This is a genomic window from Rhizobium chutanense (assembly GCF_002531935.1).
Taxonomy (GTDB): Bacteria; Pseudomonadota; Alphaproteobacteria; order Rhizobiales; family Rhizobiaceae; genus Rhizobium; species Rhizobium chutanense.
This window is the reverse complement of the sequence record NZ_NWSV01000018.1, coordinates 74,705-97,035: the sequence shown is the minus strand read 5'-3', so window position 1 is coordinate 97,035 and position 22,331 is coordinate 74,705. Positions and strand designations below refer to the sequence as shown.

Genomic DNA, 22,331 nt, shown 5'->3' with positions numbered 1-22,331 from the left:
ATGCGGGGTTCAAACGAAGGCTTAGAAAACGGCACTGCGCGCGAAACGCTCCGCGCGTATCATTCATCAATATACTACCCGATATCGAGCAGCAATGCGCGGTGGTCGGAGACCTCGGGCGCCTCGACCACCTCGAACTTGCCGACCTTCACCCCCGGTGTGACCAGCATGTAGTCGGCAAAGCGGCCCTGCTTCAGATAGTAGGAGGTTCGCGTGTCTACAAGGCCGTTTCCGGTGACGAGATCCGAAAGCCCGAGTCCGGCGAGAATCGCAAAGGTGGCGCTGTCGGGCAAAACGTTGAAATCGCCGCAGACGACAAGCCCTTCGTCGCCGGGCCAGACGCGCTCGATGAGCCGGACCAGCGCTGCAGCCTGGTCCTGGCGCGCCGCCGTGTCGCCCTTGCCCGCGGGATCGCGCAGGCCATGCATATGGGCGATCGTCACGGCGCGGCTGTGCTCATGGCTGAAGACGCGGATGCAATGGGCGTTTCGCGGCCTGGGATGGGCGCCCCAGCCATCGGCGGAAAAACTTCCATGCACGAAATCCAGCCCCTCGGCGATAACGGCATGCGTTTTGCGCACGAAGGTTGCCAGGCCGAACTCGGCGGTGACGGTGCGATCGCCGTCGAAGAGTTCGCCTCTCGATGTCGGGAAGAAGAAGCCGTCGTGGCCGGGCAGGGCGGCGCTAATCTCGGCGAACAGATTGAAGCGCTGCGGCAGTTCCAGCCCGGCATCCCGATAGATCGACCATCCGCAATCCGCGCCCGGCGTCCGCAATACCTCCTGCAAGCAGAGCACGTCCGGATCGGCTTGTCTGACATAGCCGATCAGGGCCTCATGCAGCCTGCCGCCCCATGCGTTCAGCGAAATGATGCGCAATGTTGATTCGGCTCCGATTTTGACGGCCGGATATTAGACGGCGGCGCCGTCTAAAGTTCCGACTTGATGTCGCCCATCCGGTTCCAGGCATCGAGGCCGGCGATCTTGTAGGCTTCGGCAAGTGTCGGATAGTTGAAGGTGTTTTCGACGAAATATTCGACCGTGCCTTTGAGATTGAGCACGGCCTGGCCGATATGGACGAGTTCGGTGGCGCCTTCGCCGACGATATGCACGCCGAGCAGACGGCGTGTCTTCAGCGAGAAGATCAGCTTCAAAAGCCCGGTGTCGAGGCCCATGATATGACCGCGCGAGGTCTCGCGGAAGCGGGCGATGCCGCATTCATAGGGAATGCCGCGCTCCTTCATTTCCTCTTCGGTCAGGCCGCAGGTGGAAATTTCCGGCACGGCATAGATGCCGTAGGGGAAATATTTCGGCGGCTCCTTGGCGACTGCGCCGATCGCGACGCGGGCGGCGATGCGGCCCTGTTCCATCGAGGTCGAGGCAAGGCTCGGAAAGCCGACGACGTCGCCGGCGGCGTAGACATTGGCAACCGATGTCTGGAACGTCTCCGGATTGACCTTGAGACGGCCGCGGCTGTCGGCCTCGAGGCCGATCGCCGGCAGGTTCAGCGCGTCGGTCGCTCCCATGCGGCCGGCGGCGAACAGCACCATGTCGGTCGTCAGGCGCCGGCCGCTGTCGAGCGTCAGCTCGACCTTGCCGTTGTCGAGCGTCTCGACCTTGTCGGCCTTCTGGCCGAGCAGCAGCTTCATGTTGCGGTCGCGCAGCTGGTAGGTGAAGTCCTCGACGATTTCCTTGTCGATGAAGTCGAGCATCGTCGCCTTCGGATCGAGGACGGTGACGGCCGTGTCGAGCGCGCTGAAGATCGTGGCATATTCGATGCCGATGACGCCGGCGCCGATGACGACCATCGAGCGCGGCAACTCCTGGATATCGAGCAACTCGTCGCTGTCGAGAACGGTCTTGCCGTCGAAGGGGATGTAATCGGGGCGGAACGGCTTTGTGCCGACGGCGAGCAGCACGCTGGCGGCGGTGACCTGCGTAATCTCGCCGTCTTCCTTGACCACCTGCAGCGTCGACGCATCGATGAAGCTCGCCTTGCCGCGAATATGCTGCACGCGGTTGCGGGCGAACTGGTGTTCCAGCACCTCGACCTCATGGTTGAGCGTGATCAGCAGGCGGCGGCGCAGGTCGTCTGCACTGATCTCTTCCTTGACACGGTAGGAGCGGCCGTAGAAGCCGCGTTCGCGCCAGCCGGAAAGATTGAGCGCCGTCTCGCGCAGCGTTTTGGAAGGGATGGTGCCGGTATGCACGGACACGCCGCCGACGCGTTTTCCCTGCTCGATGACAAGCACTTTCTTGCCGAGTTTTGCAGCCTGGATGGCGCCACGGCGCCCTGCGGGACCGCTGCCCACCACAACAAGATCGTACTGAAGCATCATCTGGCCCCGGATTGGAAAGGAATCATTTTGCGACGCAAAATGTCGCCCGTCTATCGGTAGCCGGTCAATGTTACAGATTGTTTTACGGCCGCCGATTCAGCCGGCCCTGTGCTTTTCGGATCAGCTTCAACCCCTTCAGTCTGACCGCCGTCCCAACCGATAATGACGTGGTCGTGGACGATAATATCGAACGCCTCGGCGGCATCGATGATCACCTTCGTCGTTTTAATGTCGGTACGCGACGGCGTCGGGTTGCCGACTTTTGAGCTGTGCTGTCTGTGCAACCTTTAGTTGCCTAAAGGGTCATTCGAAGAGCTCGGCGAGTGGGGCAATATTCCTGCTTTACGGATTGCCGGAGTGGCCGCCATTGATCGCCCGATGGCTTCCTGCCCGGGTGATGTAGTCAGCGGAAATTTCGCTCACCTTGGTAACGCCGAGCAAAGCCATATTGCTATGCAGTTCCCTCTTCAGGATATCCGCCGCCTTGAGCACGCCCGGTAGGCCGGCGACGGCTGCAGCATAAAGGAACGGCCTGCCGACAAACACGAAGCAGGCCCCGAGCGCCAGGGCCTTCATGATATCCGTTCCGCGCCTGAAGCCGCCGTCGACCATGACGGCGGTGCGGTCTCCAACACGCGCCGCAATCTCCGGAAGCACCTGAAGGGGAGATGCGGTGCCATCGAGCTGGCGGCCGCCATGATTGGAGACGATCACGCCATCCGCCCCGGTGTCGGCAGCCCGTGCCGCGTCGTCAGGATGCATGATCCCCTTGACCACGAGCTTGCCGGACCACCGCTTGCGTATCCGCTCTAGATGGTCCCAGTTGAGATGGTCACGCCTGCCGAAATCGCGCGTGACGTTCGAGGAGATGATCGGCGCGCCTCTTGTGGCATAGGAATTTTCAAAGTGCGGGATGCCGTGCCGGGCGATCGTGCGCAGGAATGTGCCGGTTGTCCAGCGCGGGTGCGAAATGCCCTGCCAGGCCAGGCGGAGACTGGGACGCAAAGGCGTCGAAAACCCGGCCCTTACATTGTTTTCGCGATTTGGCAGCGTCGCCGTGTCCACGGTCAGCAGAAGTGTGCGGATGCCGGCGGAAGCGACGCGATCGATGAGAGCGTCGATACGGTCGGGTTCGCCGGGCAGATAGGCCTGAAACCAAGCTTGTGGCGAAACCGCAGCGATCTCTTCCAAAGGGATAAGAGATGAACCGCTGATGATCATCGGCATTCCCGATTGGTCCGCGCCTTGCGCAAGCACGATGTCGCCCCGATAGGCCATCAACGCGCTGATCCCCATCGGCGCGATGCCGAACGGCACGGCATGGGTCTTGCCGAAGAGGCTCGTCTCGGTGCTGCGTCCCGAGACGTCCCGAAGGACACGAGGCCGGAAGGCATAGGCCTGGAAAGCCTCGGCATTATGCCGCAGCGACGCATTGGTCTCGGTCGCCCCGGCGATATAACCGAACAGAGGCTTCGGCAGATGCCGCCGCGCCTTCCTTTCAAAATCATCGAGGCAGAGCACGTCGCGGCAGAGGCGGCTTGATCGATCGGAGTGACCGCTGGAGATCGTCATGAAGCTTCATCTTCTCGATATGTCGGGCGGGGATTGCTCAGCATATGGCGGAGCATGATTGCATACAATCTCCCACCAGCGACGACTGTCAACTCCAGCTTTCCTCAATCCTCGCGCGCCTTGAACGCTTGCCTGCGGCCGCGCCGAATCGACCGCCTGGCGGGACGCAGCCCGCGTGGCCGATGTGCCGGGGCTCGGTATTTCGGCGGCGATCAGCCTATTTCCTGTTCAGATCAGCTTCAGCCCCTTCAGGCTGACGTGGCCGTCCTTGCCGATGATGACGTGGTCGTGGACGGTGATATCAAGCGCCTTGGCGGCATCGATGATCACCTTCGTCATGTCGATGTCGGCGCGCGAGGGCGTCGGGTCGCCGGAGGGGTGGTTGTGCACGAGGATCATCGCCGTTGCCGAAAGCTCCAGCGCGCGTTTGACCACCTCGCGCGGATAGACCGGCGTATGGTCGACAGTGCCGCGGCCCTGCACCTCGTCGGCGATCAGCACGTTGCGCTTGTCGAGGAAAAGGATGCGGAATTGTTCGCGGGTTTCATGCGCCATGGCGGCGTGGCAATACTGGATGACCGACGACCAGGAGGAGAGCACCTGCTTGCTCCGGAGTTCGCTCTTCAGGGTCCGGTGGGCGACGGTTGAGATTAGCTTGAGGTCGAGGGCGACGGCCTCGCCGACACCTTTCACCTCGGTCAGCAATGCCGGTGGCGCGCCGAAGACGCCGGAAAGCGAGCCGAAGCGTTCGATCAGCGCCTTGGCGATCGGCTTGGTGTCGCGCCGCGGGATCAGCCGGAAAAGCAGGAGCTCGAGGATTTCGTAGTCGGCAAGCGCAGTGTCGCCGAGTTCGCGGAAGCGCTCGCGCAACCGCTCGCGATGGCCGTGATAATGCTCCTGCCCGGCAAGCGAGGCGGGCAGGGTGGTCCCGGCTTTCGGCGCGGACGGTTTCTGTTTGCCGAAGAACGAGCGTTCGTCGGCCATGGGCTCTTGCGTCGGGAAAGGCAGTTCGTCGTCGGAAGATGTCGAAACAGGGCCTTTCGCCATCGCAGCGTCACCCGTTGTACGGCGGCAGACCCGGGCGGTCGAGGCCGCCGGGCGACAGCGTGAAGATCTCGCAGCCATTGGCGGTGACGCCGACGGTGTGTTCGTACTGCGCCGAAAGCGAGCGGTCGCGGGTCACCGCCGTCCAGCCATCGGCCAGCACCTTCACATGCGGCCGGCCGAGATTGATCATCGGCTCGATGGTGAAGATCATGCCTTCGCGCAGCTCCGGCCCCTCGTTGGCGCGGCCGTAATGCAGGATATTCGGCGAATCATGAAACAGCCGGCCGACGCCATGGCCGCAGAAATCGCGCACCACCGAGCAGCGCTCGGCCTCGGCAAAGGTCTGGATCGCCTCGCCGATCGCGCCGGTGCGAGCACCCGGCCTGACGGCTGATATGCCGCGCATCAGCGATTCGTAGGTCACCTCGAGCAGCCGCTCGGCGGCGCGCTTGATCGTGCCGACAGGATACATTCGGCTGGAATCGCCGTGCCAGCCGTCAAGCACGAAGGTGACGTCGATATTGACGATATCGCCTTCGCGCAGCGGCTTGTCGTTCGGAATGCCGTGACAGACGACGTGGTTGATCGAAGTGCAGGTCGATTTGGTGTAGCCGCGATAGTTCAGCGTCGCCGGGTGAGCGCCGTGATCCATGCCGAAATCGAAGACGAATCGATCGATGTCATCGGTCACCAGCCCCGGCTTGACGATATCGGCCAGCGCATCGAGGCAGCGCGCCGTCAGCTGGCACGCCCTGCGCATGCCCTCGAATGCTTCAGCGTCATAAAGCCGGATGGCGCCCGTATTCTTCGACGGCGCGGAGGAGGCTTCGATATAGTTCACCATTGCAGGGCCTTAGTGGAGAATATTAGAATTGTTCATAATGCAGCTATGCCGGGTTCGTCCATCGCGATCAACCGCAAGGACGAGATTTCTCAGCCGATCCGATCGGCCCGGCATGCGCTCCTCCACATGCCTTCGATGCCAATCATCGGTGCGGGATGGAATATCCACAATCTTGCCAAGGGGATAGGATTGATTGCAGGAGGCCTGCCCGCTACTCACCGATTGGTGACAGCGGGGAAGGGTCGGTCATGCTTGACGAAGCCGTAAATCTTGAAAATTCGCTTGAGGCCGGCGGCGAGCCGGAACGGCGCGTACGTGATCGCGGCGCCACTGAGCGCGCCATCCTTGCTGCCGCCAAGCGACTGCTGGCCGAAGAAGGCTTCCAGAATTTCGGCATCAATGCGGTTGCCCGCCGCGCCGGCTGCGACAAGCAGCTGATCTATCGCTATTATGGCGGCCTCGACGGCCTGGTCGAGGCGATTGGCGCCGATCTCGGCACATGGGTGAAGGATCGCATTCCGGAAGACACCGGCGGCATGTTCCTGCTCACCTATGGCGACCTGATGGAGCGGCTGTCGCTTCTTCTCCTCGACGCCTTGAGAGATGATCCGCTGATGCGCCGCATCCTCGCCTGGGAAATATCGGAAAACACCGAGCAGGTGAGGCGGCTGTCGGAAGCGCGTTCGAAGGCGCTGGCTCTCTGGCTGGAGCGCATGCGGGGTTCGCTGACGCCGCCGAAGGGCGTAGATACGGCAGCGGTCAATGCCATCGTCATTGCAGCGATCCAGCATCTGGTGCTTGCCGCCTCGGCCGGCGGGCAGTGCGCCGGTCTGTCGCTGAAGACGTCCAAGGATTGGGAGAAGGCGGCGACGGCGCTGAAGCGCATCGTGCGCGGCGTCTACGGCTGATCGCTTCTTCATCCACAGGGAACCGGCGCCGCGTTAACCTTAATGAATGGTTTACGTTGCCTGGACTGGGTTAACCCGACAGTGTGGGATCAGCAGAGATGGAATGAGTGAGAGTCTCCGAGTTGACATCCATGGGACCCAAGATCGGCAGAGCCGCGTTTTTCGTAACGGCGATGATGTTTTTCGCAGTTCTGGCGCTCGATATCGCAATTCCCACCCTGGTGCTTTGCATCATGGCATTGTCGACCTGGTTGGTCTCCCTCGATCTGCCCGTCGCGCGCAAGCATGGAGGAGAGGCCGCATGAAGTGGTTTCTGATCTTCTGGGCCGGCCCCATCGTCTTTCTCGGCGGATGGTACTGGCTCTCCTATTACGACATGAATTTCGGCATCCTCATGCTGTCGCGGCAGGTCCATGACCTGACCTTCCAGCTTTACGGAAAGGCGCTCGGCATTCCGCCGGAGACGATCCCGCCGCTCGTGGCCCGCGCCATCGCGGTCGACAGCCTCGTCGTCTTCGCCATTCTCGGCTTCAGAAAGCGCAAGTCGATCATCGGCTGGTGGAAGGCGCGTCAGGCGCTGAATTCGTCTCCCGACCTTGCCAGCAAGGAAAGCCTGTCGAGCGCGCCCTGAAGGATGAAGCTTGCCGCGGCCGAATCGATCCGTTCGGCCCGCTTGGCGCGCGAGACGTCCATTTCCAGCAGCGTCCGTTCGGCCGCCACCGTCGAAAGCCGCTCATCCCAATAGACGAAGGGCAGCGCGGTCTTCTGCTCCATGTTGCGCACGAAGGCGCGTGTCGCCTGCACCCGCGGACCCGCCGATCCGTCCATATTCATCGGCAGGCCGATGATGAAGCCCGCGACCTTTTCGGCTGCCGCAAAATCCAATAGCGCCTGCGCATCGACGGTGAACTTGACGCGCCGGATCACCGGGCGCGGCGTGGCGAAACGCCGGCCGAGATCGGACATCGACAGCCCGATCGTCTTGGTGCCGAGATCGAGGCCGGCAATCGCCTGTCGCGGGCCAAGCGTCCCGGCCATTTCCTCGATCGTCAGCACCGTCATCGCCGTTTCGTCCCGTCAAAAGAAATTGAACTCGCCGCCGCTTTTCTTTGCGGCCGCATGAGATATGTCCTTAGAGCATGATGCCGAAAAGTGTGAGCGGTTTTCGGACGACATCATGCTCCAATTCCTTGAATGAGATGCGGATTCAGATTTTAGGCCGATCCGGCGTAAAATCATCCGGATCTCCCGAAACGGTAATTTGCATCACGTAAGGAGAGATTTCATGAAGATCACCTGGCTCGGCCATTCCGCCTTCCGCATCGAGACCGGAAAGGCGAAGATCCTGCTCGATCCCTTCCTCAGCTATAACGCCTCCTTTTCCGGCCAAGATATCAAGGACGTTTCGGCGGGCATCACCCACATCCTGCTGACGCATGGCCATGGCGACCACGTCGGCGATACCGTGGCGCTTGCCAAGGAAACCGGCGCCGTTGTCCTCGCCAATGCCGATCTCGCCGCCTGGCTCGGCTCCAAGGGTGTCGACAAGATCGAGATGGGCAATACCGGCGGTACGGTCGCGCTCGGCAGCTTCTCGGCAACCTTCACCAATGCGCTGCACTCGTCTGCCCAGATCACCGAGGACGGCGTCTCGCATGCGCTCGGCAACGCCAACGGCCTGATGCTGCATTTCGAAGACGAGGCCTCGATTCTGGCCATGGGCGATACCGACATCTTCTCCGACATGGCGCTGATCAACGAATTGCACCAGCCCGACATCGGCCTCGTGCCGGTCGGCGACCGCTTCACCATGGGCGGCGCGGTGGCGGCCCTGGCGTGCCGGCGCTATTTCAACTTCAAGACCGCGATCCCCTGCCACTTCGCCACCTTCCCGATCATCGATCAGACGGCCGATAAGTTCGTTGCCGGCATGGAAGGATCGAAGACCGATGTGAAGGCGCTCAAGCCTTCCGAGAGCCTGTCGATCTGACGAAACCCCGTTGCGCCGGGCGGACATGGCCTTTATAGCGGGTAGGAAAAATCCTATCCGGAGAATGCCATGTCCGTCGATCTTGCCACCGTGAAGCGCGTCGCCCACCTTGCCCGTATTGCCGTCTCCGAAGATGAGGCAAATCGCATGGTCGGCGAGCTGAACGGCATCCTCGGCTTCGTCGAGCAGCTCTCCGAAGTCGATGTCGACGGCGTCGAGGCGATGACCTCGGTAACCCCGATGGCGATGAAGAAGCGGACCGATGCGGTGACGGACGGCAGCAAGGCCGCCGATATCGTCGCCAACGCGCCCGTCACCGATCACAATTTCTTCCTGGTGCCGAAAGTCGTCGAATAAGGCTGGAAAGCCTCTTTCCGACCCTGTTGCCATTTTCAAGATCTGAAGCGAAAACACCATGAGCGAACTCACCAGCCTGACCATTGCCGAAGCCCGCCAGAAGCTGCGCGCCAAGGAAATCACCGCACTCGAACTGACCGAGGCCTATATCTCGGCGATCGATGCGGCCAATGGCCGGCTGAACGCCTATATCAAGACGACGCCGGATCTCGCCCGTGTCATGGCGAAGAACTCCGACGAGCGCATCGCCGCCGGCAAGGCGGGCGAGCTCGAAGGCATTCCGCTCGGCATCAAGGATCTCTTTGCCACGGTCGGCGTGCATACCCAGGCCTGCAGCCACATTCTCGATGGTTTCGAGCCGCGTTATGAATCGACCGTCACGCAGAATCTCTGGGATGACGGCGCCGTCATGCTCGGCAAGCTTAATATGGACGAGTTCGCCATGGGCTCTTCCAACGAGACGTCCTATTACGGCCCGGTCATCAATCCCTGGCGTGCGTCAGGCTCCAATCAGCAACTCGTTCCCGGCGGCTCCTCCGGCGGCTCGGCCGCGGCCGTTGCCGCCCATCTTTGCGCCGGCGCCACCGCCACCGATACCGGCGGCTCGATCCGTCAGCCGGCCGCCTTCACTGGCACCGTCGGCATCAAGCCGACCTATGGCCGCTGCTCGCGCTGGGGCACCGTCGCCTTCGCTTCGTCGCTCGACCAGGCCGGCCCGATCGCCCGTGATGTGCGCGATGCCGCGATCCTTTTGAAGTCGATGGCAAGCGTCGACGCCAAGGACACGACATCGGTCGATCTGCCTGTGCCGGATTACGAGGCCGTCCTCGGCCAGTCGCTGAAGGGCATGAAGATCGGCATTCCCAATGAATACCGCGTCGACGGCATGCCGGATGAGATCGAAGCCATCTGGCGCCAGGGCATCGCCTGGCTGAAGGAGGCCGGCGCCGAAATCGTCGATATCTCGCTGCCGCACACCAAATACGCCCTTCCGGCCTATTATATCGTCGCCCCGGCCGAAGCATCCTCGAACCTCGCGCGTTACGACGGCGTGCGTTACGGCCTGCGCGTCGACGGCAAGGATATCGTCGACATGTACGAGAAGACGCGTGCCGCCGGCTTCGGCCAGGAAGTCAAGCGCCGCATCATGATCGGCACTTATGTGCTGTCGGCCGGTTATTATGATGCCTATTACATCCGCGCCCAGAAGGTCCGCACGCTGATCAAGCGCGATTTCGAGCTTGCCTTCGATGCCGGCGTCGACGCCATCCTGACGCCGGCGACACCGTCTTCCGCCTTCGGGATCGCCGATGAGGACCTCGCCGCCGATCCGGTGAAGATGTATCTGAACGACATCTTCACGGTAACGGTCAACATGGCGGGTCTGCCCGGCATCGCCGTGCCTGCCGGCCTCGACCAGAAGGGCCTGCCGCTCGGCCTGCAGCTGATCGGCAAGCCCTTCGATGAGGAAACCCTGTTCAGGACTGCCCATGTCATCGAGCAGGCAGCCGGCCGGTTTACGCCGGCCAAGTGGTGGTAACGGACCTTAAGATCCGAAAGATAGCGCTGCCGACCACGAAGCGGTCGGCGCCGTCGCGTTTGCCGCATGGTTGGCTGATTGACAGCCGGAACCGGGAGGGCCTCATGCCGAACCATGATCTGGCGCGATTGATCGAGGCAGCGGATCGCCTTGCTGCCGGCGGCTTCACCATGGGTGCGGATTGGCAGGCGGTGCACGAAATCTGCCAGCGTCACGAAGGCGAGCAGCCGTTCGACTGGGGCCATGCGCTTTGCCATCGCATCGAGGGCGACGATTGGAATGCCGATTACTGGTATCGCCGCGCCGGCAGGAAGCGCGGCACAGGCACGATGGCCGACGAGTGGTCGGCGATGCGTGTGGAGCTCGCTGCAAAGGCTTGAGCTGCGCCCTGACCGCGCCGGCTTTCAGCGCGGTCAGGTTGATTGCCCGAATTACCTGTTGTTGAGCTGCGACCTCACTAGCCTCAGCCCCCTTTCGGTGATCCGGTAGGGCTGACCGCTCGAGGACTTGATCGCCCCCAGCCGTTTCAGCCTGCGGAAGAGATCGAGGTCGACGCCGGGATAGAGCCAGCCGTCGCGGGTGAAGCAACTGACTGCCTCGATCTTCCTGTTGTCGTCGCGAGAAATTTCGATGCGGCCGCCTTGGGCCATGAGATGCAGGATGCGCTGCTCCGTGCGGGAAATGTCCATGTTGAGATCCGGTATCGCGCCCAGAGGCGCGTGCAAAAACGATCTGGCGCTCTTTCGAACGTCAGGGCTTCGTTTTTTTCGGGCCCATGCGCGCAAGCGGATTTGCGGGCAGGGCCTTTACCGGGTCTGTGACAGGCTCAACATAAAACACCTCGATGCGTTTTTTTATGCAGCGGGGAAAAAGCGGTCAAGTCCGTGCTTGCCGATCAAACCGGTCGAAAACAGCAGTTTTCACCCATCATCCCACTGCGGGTACTGGTAAATTCCGCGACTCAATGGTCTAGTTGCGGGGTAACGCGGAGGTGTCGTTGATCCACATTCGCAATGCCCGCGACGGCGAAGCGGAGCTATTGAGCGAGATCGGGCTGAGGGCCTGGCAAAAGGCGATGGCGTCGATCGGTGAATCGGACGCGATGATGGATGCAGCCCGCAACGCCTTTCGCAACTTCGTGGAAAACCGCTGGCTGACCATCACGGTCGTCGAGCAAAACAGCCAGATCGCGGGCTGGGCGGCGCGCGAAGGATTGGATGAAACCATCTCGGATTTCTGGATCGATCCCGTCTTCACCCGCCAGGGGCTCGGTTCGGCGCTTCTCGAGCGCATCGAAAAGAATATCGCCGATCAGGGTTTCGAAAAGGCGGCGATGCAGACTCATTCCGGCAATGGCGAGGCGATCGGCTTCTTTCGGAAACACGGCTACAGCATCCATTGGCTCTCGGTCGCCTATAATCCGAAGCTCGACCGCGACGTGCCCTCGGTCGGACTGACGAAAAGGCTCATCTCCGATGGCGAAGGCGGATACGGGCGGGAATTCTGAGGTTTCAAAAATTCGGAAGAAGGCGAGGGGCCCATAGCGGCGCCAAGGTCAGCGCTACGGCCAATGTGCCATGCAGGATCAGGATCGCCGCCAGGATCGAGCGGAACGGTTCCTTTCTCGTCTTGTGCCGCAGGATCTGCTGCGCCGCCACCGCGCCGAGGCTGCCGCCGATCAGCGCAAGGGTCAGAAGCGTCCGCTCGCTGATGCGCCACCCGCCCTGGCGCGCCGCCCGCTTGTCGAGGAAATAGACCGAAAAGACGATGAGGTTCAGCGCCAGAAACAGTGCGGTCATTTGAGTGATATCGATCATCGTCATGCGGCGACACTATCATGCATCGGTTAACCCGCGGCAAATGTCGCCGCCCGCCGTCGAACCGCGTTGCACGCCGTGGCGAAAGCCTTGCACCGGCACGCCATTTCCTTTACCTCACCAATGGAAAAGAACAGCCTGCAAAGAGTATCAGATGACCCTTGTCGACGTCCGCACGCCCGATCCGAAACGCTTCATCCCCGGCGCCACCGGTGACTGGGAAGTCATCGTCGGCATGGAAGTCCATGCCCAGGTGCTGTCCAATTCGAAGCTCTTCTCCGGCGCTTCGACGGAATTCGGCAAGCCGCAGAATTCGAACGTATCGCTGGTCGATGCCGCCATGCCCGGCATGCTGCCCGTGATCAACGAGGAATGCGTGAGACAGGCGGTGCGCACCGGTCTCGGCCTCAAGGCTGAGATCAACAAGCGCTCGCTCTTCGACCGCAAGAATTATTTCTATCCCGACCTGCCGCAGGGCTATCAGATCTCCCAGTTCAAGGATCCGATCGTCGGCGAGGGCAAGATCGTCATTTCGCTCGGGCCGGACCGCCAGGGCCAGTTCGAGGATATCGAGATCGGCATCGAGCGCCTGCATCTGGAGCAGGATGCCGGCAAATCGCTGCACGACCAGCACGCCACCATGTCCTATGTCGACCTCAACCGTTCCGGTGTCGCGCTGATGGAGATCGTCTCCAAGCCCGACATGCGCTCGTCCGACGAGGCCAAGGCCTATATGACCAAGCTGCGGTCGATCGTGCGTTACCTCGGCACCTGCGACGGCAACATGGACGAAGGCTCGATGCGCGCCGACGTCAACGTCTCCGTTCGCCGCCCGGGCGAGGCTTTCGGCACGCGCTGCGAGATCAAGAACGTCAACTCCATTCGCTTCATCGGCCAGGCGATCGAATACGAAGCCCGCCGCCAGATCGGCATTCTGGAGGATGGCGGCGCGATCGAGCAGGAGACGCGCCTCTTCGACCCGAACAAGGGCGAGACGCGCTCCATGCGTTCCAAGGAAGACGCGCACGACTATCGTTATTTCCCCGATCCGGACCTGCTGCCGCTCGAATTCGACGATGCCTTCGTGAACGCGCTCGCCGCCGATCTGCCGGAACTGCCTGACGACAAGAAGGAGCGCTTCGTGCGCGAACTCGGCCTGTCGATCTATGACGCCTCCGTGCTCGTCTCCGAAAAGGCGATCGCCGATTATTTCGAGGCCGTTGCCGCGGGCCGCGACGGCAAGATGGCGGCAAACTGGGTGATCAACGACCTGCTCGGCGCGCTGAACCGCACCGGCAAGGACATCGAGCAGACGCCGGTTTCGCCGGCCCAGCTCGGCGCCATCATCGATCTCATCAAGGCCGGCACCATCTCCGGCAAGATCGCCAAGGATCTCTTCGAGATCGTGCTGACCGAAGGCGGCGATCCCGCCGAGATCGTCGAAGCGCGTGGGATGAAGCAGGTGACCGATACCGGCGCGATCGAAAAGGCCGTGGACGAAATCATCGCCGCCAATCCCGATCAGGTGGAAAAGGTCAAGGCGAAGCCGACCTTGGCCGCATGGTTCGTCGGTCAGGTGATGAAGGCGACCGGCGGCAAGGCCAATCCGCAGGCCGTGCAGGCGCTCGTCAAGGCGAAGCTCGGTATCGAGGAATAAGCGGTGTATTTCGTCCGCACTGCCGGCGAGCGCGACCTGGAGAAGGTCCGCGCCCTGCTGGTGGAGAGCTTTCACGCCACTTATGACGGCCTGCATGGCAAAGCCAAGGTGGATGAGCTGATCGCCCATCTCTTTACGCCGGCGGCGCTGAAGGCGCGGCTGGTACGCAGGGATGCCGAATTCCTCGTGGCCGACGATGGACGCAACATCGGCGGCATGGGCTATGCGGCAATGTCGCAGGCGTTGACGAAGACGGTCATGCTGCATCTCCTCTATGTCAGCCCGGTGCTGCAGCGACAGGGTATCGGCCGCGATCTCTTCGCCGAACTCGAAACCTGCTTCCCCGATGCGGAAATCATGCGTCTCGAAGTCGAACCGCAGAATGCGGCGGCGATCGCTTTCTATCAGGTGCACGGCTTCTCCGAAGTCGGCCGCAACGAAAATAACGCAGCCGGGCAATCCGGCATTCCCTCGCTCATCCTCGAAAAGCCGCTCGAAGGGCATTGAGGCGTGACGGTCGAAACCGACATTCTCATTCGCCAGGCGCGCCGGGAGGACCTTTCGGCCCTGGTGGCAATATTTGCCGCCGACGCAGTCGGCGGTCATGGTGACACCACCGATCCCGAGGCTCTTGCCGATTATGCCAGGGCCTTCGCGGCCATCGAGGCTTCGCCCGACCAGACGCTGTATGTCGCCGAATGCGACGGCGAGGTCGTCGGCACGTTCCAGACAATGGTGACGACCACTCTGACCGGCCGCGGTTCCTCGGCGATGATCATCGAGGCGGTGCAGACGCGTGCCGACAGGCGCGGTCAGGGGATCGGTGCCGCGATGATCGAATTCGCCATTGCCGAGGCAAAAGGCCGCGGGATCGGGCGGGCAGCGTTGACCTCGAATGCAATCCGTAAGGATGCCCATCGTTTCTATGAGCGGCTGGGCTTCAAGCCTTCGCATCTCGGCTTCAAGATGGCCTTGAAATGACCCGGGACCCTCGTGGAATCGCTGGACAATTCGGCTTGGCGACGGCATAAGCGAGGAAATGAGTTCTGGTTTGGCTCGCATCTGGCGGGCACAAGGAAAACACATGTGGAATCTTCTGGTTCAAACCTTTACCTGGTGGAACGGTCAGACGATGGGCACGCGTTTTGCGACCTGGCGTTTCGGCAAGCGCGTCGGCGAGGATGAATTCGGCAACCTCTATTACGAAGGCGGCATGTCGTCCTATGGCCTGCCGAAGCGTTGGGTGATCTACAAGGGTTATGCCGATGCCTCCGCCATTCCTCCGGGCTGGCATGGCTGGATGCATCATCGCACCGATGTTCCTCCGTCCAAGGAAAATTACGTCGCCAAGGAATGGCAGAAGGCGCATCGCCCGAACTTTACCGGTTCTCCGCAGGCTTACCGTCCGCCGGGCTCGATCGCCGCTCCGGGCGAACGGCCGCGCGTCACCGGTGACTACGATGCCTGGACGCCGGGCAACTGAGACGGCTCGACCGGCCGGCCCTCAGGCCCGGCTTTTGGCCACAATTGACCTTTACCCGCAGGTTGGCCGCGCTTGACCGCGGTCTTGAACTGAAAATGTCTGGAGACGGGTACATATGAAGCTCTTCACGCGGAACATGGTCCTGCGTGCCGCCGGATCGCTGCTGGCGCTCTCGGCCCTGCTTCCACCAGTTGCAGCCAATGCCGCACGCATCGAAAATCCGGTCGCCGTCTTCTCCGGCCTCGACAAGATCACCGGCCGCATCACGACCTTCGACGTCTATGTCAACGAGACGGTGCAGTTCGGCGCGCTGCAGGTGACGCCGAAGGCCTGTTATTCGCGCGACCAGGCCGAAGCGCAGAAGATCGACGGTTTCGTCGAGGTCGACGAGATCACCCTCGACCGCAAGATCCGCCGCATCTTCACCGGCTGGATGTTCGCCGCCAGCCCCGGCCTCAACGCCGTCGAACACCCGATCTACGACGTCTGGCTGAAGGACTGCAAGACCAGCTCGGACGTTCCGGCCCCCGACGGCGCCAAGGCGCCTGCTCGCTGACGGGTGAATCCTAAGCCGTCGGTGTCTTGTTCCTTCTGAAAAGACCCTTGGCAAAGCGAAGCGCGCCGCCGGCCACGACGACGATGAGGATGCCGGCTTTTTTGAGGAAGACGGCGGCAAGCGCCAGCAGCCCCACCTTTGCGGCGATCTTGGCGCCTGCGCCGGCGGCGATCATTCCCGCCATCCCATAGGCAGCGATCTTGTCGCCTTCGACGTAGTCGGTATAGGCCATTCCCGTGTCGAACTGCACGAGCGTCGTGACGGTCGGAATGACCTCCTCGATCTCCTTCAACTGGTTCAAGCCGGCAACGAAGTCGAACTCAAATACGCCCTGGCGGCCGAGCGTGCGCACGGAATAGTTCAGGGTGTGCGGCGCTTGCATGTCATCGCCGAACAACAGATCGCGCGCCCAGTGCATCGCATGCGCGGATTTGTCATAATGCGGCGTCGAGGCCCAGCCGATAAGCGCGATCTTTTGAAAACCCTGCTTCTCGCGTTCGACGTTGTTTTCCTGGATGGAATCTTTGATGTTCTGCAGCAGTTCGTCGTAATTCGTCGTCGCAGCATCGGCGTCGGAGACATAGCCGTCGGCGCTGTATTGCACGATGGAACCCCAGGCCTCGATATCGGTCGGCGCGTATTTCGCCGGGAAGATCATCCCCAATGTTCCCTCCGCCGCCTGCGGGGGATTTCCCCAGATGTCGACGAGCACCGTCTTCGTGTCGGCGGGATTGAGATAATAGAAGCCTTGCGGCACGTTCAGCGTTGCCTTCGCGGCAGTCAGCTTGATCGCTCCCTGCTGAAAATCGAGCTTTTCCAGCAGCGGTTTTTCCGCGTCGGAAAAGTCGCTCCTGGCCGGGAACATTTCCTGGTAAGGGCGGGCGCCGGCTTGAGCTGTGAATAAGGCGAAAAGGATCGCGGCTGCAAAATATCGTTTCAAAATTCTATCCCCCGTTGCATGCGCCGAACCTATTCAAATCGGCTCGAAAATCAACGCAAGGATGAAAGGATCGCACTTAAAACTTGAGGTGTGGCGATTCCATCGCGGCCGCAAGCAGCAGGGCATAATCGGCCTTCGGAACATCGATCGCTCCGAACGTCTTCAGGTGCTCTGTGGTGAACTGTGTGTCGAGCAGGGTGAAGCCCTTTTCCCTGAGCCGCTCGACCAGATGCACGAGGCAGATCTTCGAGGCGTCCGTCCGGCGGGAAAACATGCTTTCGCCGAAGAAGGCCGAGGCGAGCGAGACGCCATAGAGGCCGCCGACCAATTCATCGCCGTCCCAGGCTTCGACGGTGTGGGCGTGGCCCATGTCGAAAAGCGTCGCGTAAAGCGATCGGATCGTCCTGTTGATCCAGGTGCTCGGGCGACCGGCTGTCTCCTCCGCGCAAGCGGCAATCACCTGGTCGAAGGCGTGATCGAAACGGATCTCGAAGGGTCTCCTGCGCACCGTCTTGGCAAGGCTCTTCGACACGTGGAAATGGTCGAGCGGCAGCACACCACGCAGCTCCGGCTCGACCCAGAAAATCTCCGGGTCGTCGGCGGATTCAGCCATCGGGAAGAGGCCGATGGAATAGGCGCGCAGGAGAATGTCAGGGGTGATGCCTGGTGACTTCCTGCGCGATCCTGCCATTCCTGTCCTATGCCGCCGGTGTGTTGGCGAGGTAGTGTTCAAGCCAATGGATATCGTAGTCGCCGTTGGCGATGTCCTGGTTGGAGACGAGATCCTGGAACAGCGGCAAGGTCGTATTGATGCCGTCGACGACGAATTCGTCGAGTGCGCGACGCAGGCGCATCATGCATTCGACGCGGGTACGGCCGTGAACGATCAGCTTGCCGATGAGGCTGTCGTAATAGGGCGGGATCTTGTAGCCCTGATAGGCACCCGAATCGATGCGCACCCCGAGGCCGCCAGGCGCGTGGAAATGCGTGATCGTGCCGGGCGAGGGCACGAAGGTGCGCGGATGCTCGGCATTGATGCGGCACTCGATGGCGTGGCCGGAAAAATGCACTTCATCCTGCGTCACCGACAGACCGCCGCCGGAGGCGACGCGGATCTGTTCGTGCACGAGGTCGATGCCGGTGATCGCTTCGGTGATCGGATGCTCCACCTGCAGGCGGGTGTTCATTTCGATGAAATAGAACTCGCCGTTCTCGTAGAGGAATTCGATCGTGCCGGCGCCGCGATATTTCAGCTTCTTCATGGCGTCGGCGCAGATCTGGCCGATCTTCATGCGCTGCTCGACATTGAGCGCCGGAGAATTCGCCTCTTCCCAGACCTTTTGGTGGCGGCGCTGCAGCGAGCAGTCGCGCTCGCCGAGATGGATGGCATTGCCTTCGCCGTCACCGAACACCTGGATTTCGATGTGGCGCGGCTTGCCGAGATATTTTTCCATGTAGACGGCGTCATTGCCGAAGGCGGCGGCTGCTTCGGTGCGCGCCGTCGACCATGCCTCGATCAGGTCGGCCTCGCTCTTGGCGACCTTCATGCCGCGTCCGCCGCCGCCGGCGGTCGCCTTGATCAGCACGGGATAACCGATTTCGGCGGCCGTCTTCAGCGCATCCTCTTCGGTCTTCACTTCGCCGTCCGAACCCGGAACGACGGGGATGCCGAGTTCCAGCGCCGTCGTCTTGGCGGTGATCTTATCGCCCATGATGCGGATATGGTCCGCCGTCGGCCCGATGAAGGTGATGCCGTGCGCTTCGAGGATATCCGCGAACTTAGCATTTTCCGACAGAAAGCCGTAGCCCGGATGCACGGCATCGGCGCCGGTGATCTCGCAGGCGGCGACGATCTGATGGATATTGAGATAGCTCTCGCGCGAAGACGGCGGGCCGATGCAGACACTTTCGTCGGCAAGGCGCACATGCATGGCATCGGCGTCGGCGGTGGAATGAACCACGACGCAGGCAATGCCGAGCTCCTTGCAAGCCCGGAGCACGCGAAGGGCGATTTCCCCGCGATTGGCGATGAGGATTTTCGAAATCATGGGCATGGGCCTATTCGATGACGACGAGGGCTTGGCCGTATTCGACGGGATGTCCGTCATCGACGAGGATTTCGGTCACCTTGCCCGACTTCGGCGAGGGGATCTGGTTCATCGTCTTCATCGCTTCGATGATGATCAGCGTCTGGCCTTCCTTGACGGTCGCGCCGACTTCGATGAAGGGACGCGCACCCGGAGCCGGCGCCATGTAGACGGTGCCGACCATCGGCGCATTGACGACATTGGCCGGGTTACGAGAGGGAGCTGCGGCCGGGGCGGCAGCGGCGGCGGCTGCCGCCGGTGCGGCGGCTGCGGGCGCGGCAAAGGCCTGCGCTGCAATCGGCGCCTGGACATATTGCGTCGCGCCGGCGCGCGAAACGCGGATGCGCAGATCGTCCTGCTCGACCTCGATCTCGGTCAGATCCGTCTCGTTGAGGATGTTGGCGAGATCGCGGATCAGTGCCTGATCGATACCCGATTTCTTTTCAACCATGGTGTTGCCCTGTCTTATTCTTATGCCGTGATGTTCTTCAGCGCGTGGAGCGCCAGGATGTAGCTGTGAGGCCCGAAGCCGCAGATCACACCCTTGCATGCGGGCGCGATCATCGACTTGTGGCGGAATTCTTCCCGTGCATGCACGTTGGATATGTGGAGCTCGATCACGGGAACTGAAATAGCTCGGATCGCATCATGCAGCGCGACCGATGTATGCGTATAGGCGCCTGCATTGACGGCAACGCCGGCCGCCTTTTCGTCCGCCTCGTGGAACCAGTCGACAAGCGTGCCTTCGTGGTTGCTCTGGCGGAAATCGATATCGAAGCCGAGTTCTCGGCCGGCCGCCTTGCAGTCCGCCTCGATGTCCTTCAGCGTCTTGCCGCCATAAATGCCGGGCTCTCTTTTACCCAGCATATTCAGGTTGGGGCCGTTCAGGACAAAAATCGTTTGCGTCATCGAATGTTCCGAAAAATGTACGACGGCAACCTATAGACTCCGCGAAGGCCGATTGAAAGCCCTTACGGTTTGGGCAGCCGGAATCGCGCCACATTTGTCCACATGGTTGAAACGCTTCGATTTTGGCGATTTGATGGGCGGCCGATCGGCGGCTCTCCGCTCAGCAGGCGGTCTTGCCGCAGCTGCGCATGTTCTTGACCTTGGCCTCGAGATCGTCGAGCCCGACGGCGCCCGGCACCAGTTCCTTACCGATCACATAGGAGGGCGTGCCGCTGATGCCGAGGCTCGAGGCGAGCTGATAGGTCGCCTGGACGATGCTGTCATTCGGGCTCTTGGCCATCTCGGCGCGGATCTTGTCCTCGCTGACGCCGAGCGAGGCGGCGACTGCGACCGCCGTTTCGTCGGAGGCACGGCCCTCGCTGCCGAGAAGGGCGACGTGGAAATCGGCGTATTTCTCCGGCGCCAGCTTGCGGAAGGCGTCGGCGACCTTGTGGGCGGCGACCGAATCCGGCCCGAGGATCGGAAATTCCTTGAGCACGAAGCGGACATTCTTGTCCTTCTTCAGCATCGCCTGCATGTCGGGAAGCGCGTGCCGGCAGTAGCTGCAATTATAATCGAAGAATTCGACGACGGTGACATCGCCCTTGGGGTTGCCCAGCGTGACGTCGTTCTTCGAATCGAAGATGTCGGCGGTGTTTTCATCGATCGCCATATTGGCCTTCACCAGCCGCTGGGCTTCCTGCTTCTTCTGCAGCGCATCCTGGACATCGAGCATGATCTCGGGATTCTCGATCAGATATTGCTTGATGAATTCGCCGAACTCCTTCTTCTGCTGGTCGTCGAGCGCTGCCGCCGGAAACGGAAGAGCGATCGATGCGGCAAGCGCCAGTGTGGTGAAGCTTTTCGAGAAGAAGGCCATGATATCCTCGTCATCGGCAATGTGGTCTTGGTCGGGAAGACCGTCGCCGGGTTATGGACTTGAATGCGTCGCGTCAAGGTACGGCGCGTCGAGTTCTGCTCAAACAGGAATTTTCACCCTCGCGCCGCCCTCGCGGGATTGTGATGAGCCGATTAATGCGGCAATTGTCTGGCCATCATCGAAGAAGCCGAGCGAGAAGCGATCTTGTTTTCCATATCGAAACGCAGCGAAGTCGAACCCTTTCACGCCATGGACGTCCTGGCGGAGGCGACGAAGCGGCGTGCGGCCGGCCATCCCGTCATCTCGATGGCCGTCGGTCAACCCTCGCATCCGGCCCCACAGGCCGCCCTCGCAGCGGCGCGCGAAGCCCTTGCCGAAGGCCGTATCGGCTACACCGATGCCCTGGGGACGGCGCGGCTGAAATCGGCGCTTGCCGGGCACTATAAGAATCGTCACGGCCTGGAGATCGATCCCACGCGGATCGCCATCACCACAGGTTCCTCGGCCGGCTTCAATCTCGCCTTCCTCACGCTCTTCGATGCCGGCGATGCGGTGGCGATCGCCAGACCCGGTTATCCCGCCTATCGCAATATTCTGGGCGCACTCGGCCTGAAGGTGGTCGAGGTGCCGGTAACGGCCGAGACCCACTTTACGCTCACACCTGAGAGCCTCGAGGCGGCGCAGAAGGAAAGCGGCCTGACGCTGAAAGGCGTGCTGCTCGCAAGCCCTGCCAACCCGACCGGCACGGTGACCGGCCGCGATGGGCTGAAGGCGCTTGCGGATTACTGCGCCGCCCATTCCATCGCCTTCATCTCCGATGAGATCTATCACGGGCTGACCTTCGCCGGCGAGGAGGCGAGCGCGCTGGAGCTGACCGACGAGGCGATCGTCATCAACTCCTTCTCCAAATATTATTGCATGACCGGCTGGCGGATAGGCTGGATGGTGCTGCCGGAGCGTCTGGTGCGGCCGATCGAGCGGGTGGCGCAGAGCCTCTATATCTCGCCGCCCGAGCTCTCGCAGATCGCCGCCACCGCCGCGCTTGGCGCCGCCGCCGAGCTCGATCGTTACAAGGCGAGTTATGCCGCCAACCGCGAGCTGCTGATGCGGCGCCTGCCGCAGATCGGCCTTTCGATCGCCTCGCCGATGGACGGCGCCTTCTACGCCTATCTCGACGTCACTCGCTTTTCCAATGACAGCATGGGTTTTGCCAAACGCATGCTGGCGGAAATCGACGTCGCCGCAACACCCGGCCTCGACTTCGATCCGCTGGAGGGACATCGAACCCTGCGCCTGTCCTATGCGGGCTCTGAAGTCGAGATCGCCGAGGCGGTGGAGCGAATCGCAGCCTGGCTGAAGTAAGGCGG

29 protein-coding genes are annotated in these 22,331 nt (G+C 61.6%); 14 read left to right on the top strand and 15 right to left on the bottom strand.

The genetic code is table 11. From position 1 onward, the window contains the following. Positions 1-74 precede the first annotated feature (74 nt). The 6 genes from CO666_RS22980 to map form a co-directional block, all read right to left on the bottom strand. Entirely contained in the window at positions 75-878 is an 804-nt protein-coding gene (locus CO666_RS22980) for an endonuclease/exonuclease/phosphatase family protein (RefSeq protein ID WP_097614477.1), read from the bottom strand. A 50-nt stretch (positions 879-928) separates the two neighbouring features. Then, a complete protein-coding gene (gene sthA / locus CO666_RS22975) occupies positions 929-2,335 on the bottom strand; it encodes a Si-specific NAD(P)(+) transhydrogenase (protein WP_097614491.1) in 1,407 nt (468 codons plus the stop codon). Between the two features lie 53 nt (positions 2,336-2,388). After that, on the bottom strand, positions 2,389-2,622 hold the full coding sequence (locus CO666_RS22970; RefSeq protein WP_425352431.1) for a JAB domain-containing protein: 234 nt from the start codon (positions 2,620-2,622) through the stop codon (positions 2,389-2,391). Between the two features lie 58 nt (positions 2,623-2,680). After that, positions 2,681-3,910, bottom strand: coding sequence for an alpha-hydroxy acid oxidase (locus CO666_RS22965; protein WP_097614476.1), 1,230 nt, complete (start codon positions 3,908-3,910; stop codon positions 2,681-2,683). 228 nt (positions 3,911-4,138) lie between these two features. Further along, entirely contained in the window at positions 4,139-4,957 is an 819-nt protein-coding gene (radC, locus tag CO666_RS22960) for a RadC family protein (RefSeq protein ID WP_097614475.1), read from the bottom strand. A gap of 7 nt (positions 4,958-4,964) precedes the next feature. Beyond that, positions 4,965-5,801 carry a type I methionyl aminopeptidase gene (gene map, locus CO666_RS22955; protein ID WP_097614474.1) on the bottom strand — a complete coding sequence of 279 codons (837 nt, stop codon included), beginning with the start codon at positions 5,799-5,801 and terminating at the stop codon, positions 4,965-4,967. A 248-nt stretch (positions 5,802-6,049) separates the two neighbouring features. Between map and CO666_RS22950 the strand changes: the two genes are divergently transcribed. The 3 genes from CO666_RS22950 (at position 6,050) to CO666_RS22945 (ending at position 7,340) form a co-directional block, all read left to right on the top strand. Beyond that, positions 6,050-6,709, top strand: a complete 660-nt coding sequence (locus CO666_RS22950; RefSeq protein ID WP_097614473.1) for a TetR/AcrR family transcriptional regulator — start codon at positions 6,050-6,052, stop codon at positions 6,707-6,709. A 131-nt stretch (positions 6,710-6,840) separates the two neighbouring features. After that, positions 6,841-7,014: a hypothetical protein gene (locus tag CO666_RS34240; protein WP_164740488.1), complete on the top strand. Its 174-nt coding sequence runs from the start codon at positions 6,841-6,843 to the stop codon at positions 7,012-7,014. Beyond that, the gene (locus CO666_RS22945; RefSeq protein WP_097614472.1) at positions 7,011-7,340 is read left to right on the top strand and encodes a DUF6105 family protein; all 330 of its coding nucleotides are present in this window, start codon (positions 7,011-7,013) and stop codon (positions 7,338-7,340) included. Before CO666_RS34240 ends, CO666_RS22945 begins: the two co-directional genes overlap by 4 nt. Here the strand turns inward: CO666_RS22945 and ruvX are convergent. After that, positions 7,280-7,771, bottom strand: a complete 492-nt coding sequence (gene ruvX, locus CO666_RS22940) for a Holliday junction resolvase RuvX (RefSeq protein ID WP_097614471.1) — start codon at positions 7,769-7,771, stop codon at positions 7,280-7,282. The two genes, CO666_RS22945 and ruvX, sit on opposite strands and share 61 nt — an antisense overlap. 223 nt (positions 7,772-7,994) lie before the next feature. Between ruvX and CO666_RS22935 the strand changes: the two genes are divergently transcribed. From CO666_RS22935 to CO666_RS22920, 4 genes are all read left to right on the top strand, one after another. Next, on the top strand, positions 7,995-8,699 hold the full coding sequence (locus tag CO666_RS22935; protein ID WP_097614470.1) for a metal-dependent hydrolase: 705 nt from the start codon (positions 7,995-7,997) through the stop codon (positions 8,697-8,699). 69 nt (positions 8,700-8,768) lie between these two features. Next, a complete protein-coding gene (gene gatC / locus CO666_RS22930; RefSeq protein WP_097614469.1) occupies positions 8,769-9,056 on the top strand; it encodes an Asp-tRNA(Asn)/Glu-tRNA(Gln) amidotransferase subunit GatC in 288 nt (95 codons plus the stop codon). A 58-nt stretch (positions 9,057-9,114) separates the two neighbouring features. Beyond that, positions 9,115-10,596, top strand: a complete 1,482-nt coding sequence (gene gatA / locus CO666_RS22925) for an Asp-tRNA(Asn)/Glu-tRNA(Gln) amidotransferase subunit GatA (protein ID WP_097614468.1) — start codon at positions 9,115-9,117, stop codon at positions 10,594-10,596. Positions 10,597-10,700: 104 nt separating this feature from the next. After that, complete coding sequence (locus tag CO666_RS22920; protein ID WP_097614467.1) at positions 10,701-10,976, top strand: hypothetical protein; 276 nt, start codon at positions 10,701-10,703, stop codon at positions 10,974-10,976. Positions 10,977-11,027: 51 nt separating this feature from the next. Here CO666_RS22920 and CO666_RS22915 read toward each other — a convergent pair whose 3' ends face one another. Next, positions 11,028-11,285, bottom strand: coding sequence for a YjhX family toxin (locus CO666_RS22915; protein WP_097614466.1), 258 nt, complete (start codon positions 11,283-11,285; stop codon positions 11,028-11,030). Between the two features lie 308 nt (positions 11,286-11,593). On the opposite strand from CO666_RS22915, the gene CO666_RS22910 reads away from it, so the two are divergent. After that, a complete protein-coding gene (locus tag CO666_RS22910; protein WP_097614465.1) occupies positions 11,594-12,103 on the top strand; it encodes a GNAT family N-acetyltransferase in 510 nt (169 codons plus the stop codon). Positions 12,104-12,107: 4 nt separating this feature from the next. Here CO666_RS22910 and CO666_RS22905 read toward each other — a convergent pair whose 3' ends face one another. Next, positions 12,108-12,419 (bottom strand): DUF1294 domain-containing protein, encoded by a 312-nt coding sequence (locus CO666_RS22905; protein ID WP_097614464.1) that lies wholly within the window; start codon positions 12,417-12,419, stop codon positions 12,108-12,110. Positions 12,420-12,567: 148 nt separating this feature from the next. Between CO666_RS22905 and gatB the strand changes: the two genes are divergently transcribed. From gatB to CO666_RS22880, 5 genes are all read left to right on the top strand, one after another. After that, positions 12,568-14,070, top strand: a complete 1,503-nt coding sequence (gene gatB, locus CO666_RS22900) for an Asp-tRNA(Asn)/Glu-tRNA(Gln) amidotransferase subunit GatB (protein WP_097614463.1) — start codon at positions 12,568-12,570, stop codon at positions 14,068-14,070. Positions 14,071-14,073: 3 nt separating this feature from the next. Continuing rightward, positions 14,074-14,577, top strand: a complete 504-nt coding sequence (locus CO666_RS22895) for a GNAT family N-acetyltransferase (RefSeq protein WP_097614462.1) — start codon at positions 14,074-14,076, stop codon at positions 14,575-14,577. A gap of 3 nt (positions 14,578-14,580) precedes the next feature. Beyond that, positions 14,581-15,051 carry a GNAT family N-acetyltransferase gene (locus CO666_RS22890; RefSeq protein ID WP_097614461.1) on the top strand — a complete coding sequence of 157 codons (471 nt, stop codon included), beginning with the start codon at positions 14,581-14,583 and terminating at the stop codon, positions 15,049-15,051. A gap of 103 nt (positions 15,052-15,154) precedes the next feature. Next, the gene (locus tag CO666_RS22885) at positions 15,155-15,553 is read left to right on the top strand and encodes an NADH:ubiquinone oxidoreductase subunit NDUFA12 (protein ID WP_097614460.1); all 399 of its coding nucleotides are present in this window, start codon (positions 15,155-15,157) and stop codon (positions 15,551-15,553) included. 115 nt (positions 15,554-15,668) lie between these two features. After that, a complete protein-coding gene (locus CO666_RS22880) occupies positions 15,669-16,109 on the top strand; it encodes a DUF2155 domain-containing protein (protein ID WP_097614459.1) in 441 nt (146 codons plus the stop codon). 10 nt (positions 16,110-16,119) lie between these two features. On the opposite strand, the gene CO666_RS22875 is transcribed toward CO666_RS22880, so the two are convergent. The 6 genes from CO666_RS22875 to CO666_RS22850 form a co-directional block, all read right to left on the bottom strand. Beyond that, positions 16,120-17,049, bottom strand: coding sequence for a DUF2167 domain-containing protein (locus CO666_RS22875; protein WP_097614458.1), 930 nt, complete (start codon positions 17,047-17,049; stop codon positions 16,120-16,122). A gap of 76 nt (positions 17,050-17,125) precedes the next feature. Continuing rightward, a complete protein-coding gene (gene aat / locus CO666_RS22870; RefSeq protein ID WP_097614457.1) occupies positions 17,126-17,740 on the bottom strand; it encodes a leucyl/phenylalanyl-tRNA--protein transferase in 615 nt (204 codons plus the stop codon). Positions 17,741-17,747: 7 nt separating this feature from the next. Next, entirely contained in the window at positions 17,748-19,103 is a 1,356-nt protein-coding gene (gene accC, locus CO666_RS22865; RefSeq protein WP_179869747.1) for an acetyl-CoA carboxylase biotin carboxylase subunit, read from the bottom strand. Between the two features lie 4 nt (positions 19,104-19,107). Continuing rightward, positions 19,108-19,587, bottom strand: coding sequence for an acetyl-CoA carboxylase biotin carboxyl carrier protein (gene accB, locus CO666_RS22860; RefSeq protein ID WP_097614456.1), 480 nt, complete (start codon positions 19,585-19,587; stop codon positions 19,108-19,110). Between the two features lie 20 nt (positions 19,588-19,607). Further along, positions 19,608-20,045, bottom strand: coding sequence for a type II 3-dehydroquinate dehydratase (gene aroQ / locus CO666_RS22855; protein ID WP_097614455.1), 438 nt, complete (start codon positions 20,043-20,045; stop codon positions 19,608-19,610). A gap of 160 nt (positions 20,046-20,205) precedes the next feature. Further along, positions 20,206-20,964, bottom strand: coding sequence for a DsbA family protein (locus CO666_RS22850; protein WP_097614454.1), 759 nt, complete (start codon positions 20,962-20,964; stop codon positions 20,206-20,208). A gap of 204 nt (positions 20,965-21,168) precedes the next feature. Here CO666_RS22850 and CO666_RS22845 point away from each other — a divergent pair, with 204 nt between their 5' ends. Then, a complete protein-coding gene (locus tag CO666_RS22845) occupies positions 21,169-22,326 on the top strand; it encodes a pyridoxal phosphate-dependent aminotransferase (RefSeq protein ID WP_097614453.1) in 1,158 nt (385 codons plus the stop codon). Positions 22,327-22,331 lie beyond the last annotated feature (5 nt).

Bases quoted from the DNA above. Each gene is read 5' to 3' on its own strand.
- CO666_RS22850 (WP_097614454.1), bottom strand. From the start codon at position 20,964: ATGGCCTTCTTCTCGAAAAGCTTCACCACACTGGCGCTTGCCGCATCG.
- CO666_RS22945 (WP_097614472.1), top strand. From the start codon at position 7,011: ATGAAGTGGTTTCTGATCTTCTGGGCCGGCCCCATCGTCTTTCTCGGC.
- CO666_RS22880 (WP_097614459.1), top strand. From the start codon at position 15,669: ATGAAGCTCTTCACGCGGAACATGGTCCTGCGTGCCGCCGGATCGCTG.
- gatB (WP_097614463.1), top strand. From the start codon at position 12,568: ATGACCCTTGTCGACGTCCGCACGCCCGATCCGAAACGCTTCATCCCC.
- CO666_RS22920 (WP_097614467.1), top strand. From the start codon at position 10,701: ATGCCGAACCATGATCTGGCGCGATTGATCGAGGCAGCGGATCGCCTT.
- CO666_RS22950 (WP_097614473.1), top strand. From the start codon at position 6,050: ATGCTTGACGAAGCCGTAAATCTTGAAAATTCGCTTGAGGCCGGCGGC.
- CO666_RS22915 (WP_097614466.1), bottom strand. From the start codon at position 11,285: ATGGACATTTCCCGCACGGAGCAGCGCATCCTGCATCTCATGGCCCAA.
- sthA (WP_097614491.1), bottom strand. From the start codon at position 2,335: ATGCTTCAGTACGATCTTGTTGTGGTGGGCAGCGGTCCCGCAGGGCGC.
- map (WP_097614474.1), bottom strand. From the start codon at position 5,801: ATGGTGAACTATATCGAAGCCTCCTCCGCGCCGTCGAAGAATACGGGC.
- CO666_RS34240 (WP_164740488.1), top strand. From the start codon at position 6,841: ATGGGACCCAAGATCGGCAGAGCCGCGTTTTTCGTAACGGCGATGATG.
- aroQ (WP_097614455.1), bottom strand. From the start codon at position 20,045: ATGACGCAAACGATTTTTGTCCTGAACGGCCCCAACCTGAATATGCTG.
- CO666_RS22885 (WP_097614460.1), top strand. From the start codon at position 15,155: ATGTGGAATCTTCTGGTTCAAACCTTTACCTGGTGGAACGGTCAGACG.
- CO666_RS22905 (WP_097614464.1), bottom strand. From the start codon at position 12,419: ATGACGATGATCGATATCACTCAAATGACCGCACTGTTTCTGGCGCTG.
- accC (WP_179869747.1), bottom strand. From the start codon at position 19,103: ATGCCCATGATTTCGAAAATCCTCATCGCCAATCGCGGGGAAATCGCC.
- radC (WP_097614475.1), bottom strand. From the start codon at position 4,957: ATGGCGAAAGGCCCTGTTTCGACATCTTCCGACGACGAACTGCCTTTC.
- gatA (WP_097614468.1), top strand. From the start codon at position 9,115: ATGAGCGAACTCACCAGCCTGACCATTGCCGAAGCCCGCCAGAAGCTG.
- CO666_RS22965 (WP_097614476.1), bottom strand. From the start codon at position 3,910: ATGACGATCTCCAGCGGTCACTCCGATCGATCAAGCCGCCTCTGCCGC.
- gatC (WP_097614469.1), top strand. From the start codon at position 8,769: ATGTCCGTCGATCTTGCCACCGTGAAGCGCGTCGCCCACCTTGCCCGT.
- aat (WP_097614457.1), bottom strand. From the start codon at position 17,740: ATGGCAGGATCGCGCAGGAAGTCACCAGGCATCACCCCTGACATTCTC.
- ruvX (WP_097614471.1), bottom strand. From the start codon at position 7,771: ATGACGGTGCTGACGATCGAGGAAATGGCCGGGACGCTTGGCCCGCGA.
- accB (WP_097614456.1), bottom strand. From the start codon at position 19,587: ATGGTTGAAAAGAAATCGGGTATCGATCAGGCACTGATCCGCGATCTC.
- CO666_RS22935 (WP_097614470.1), top strand. From the start codon at position 7,995: ATGAAGATCACCTGGCTCGGCCATTCCGCCTTCCGCATCGAGACCGGA.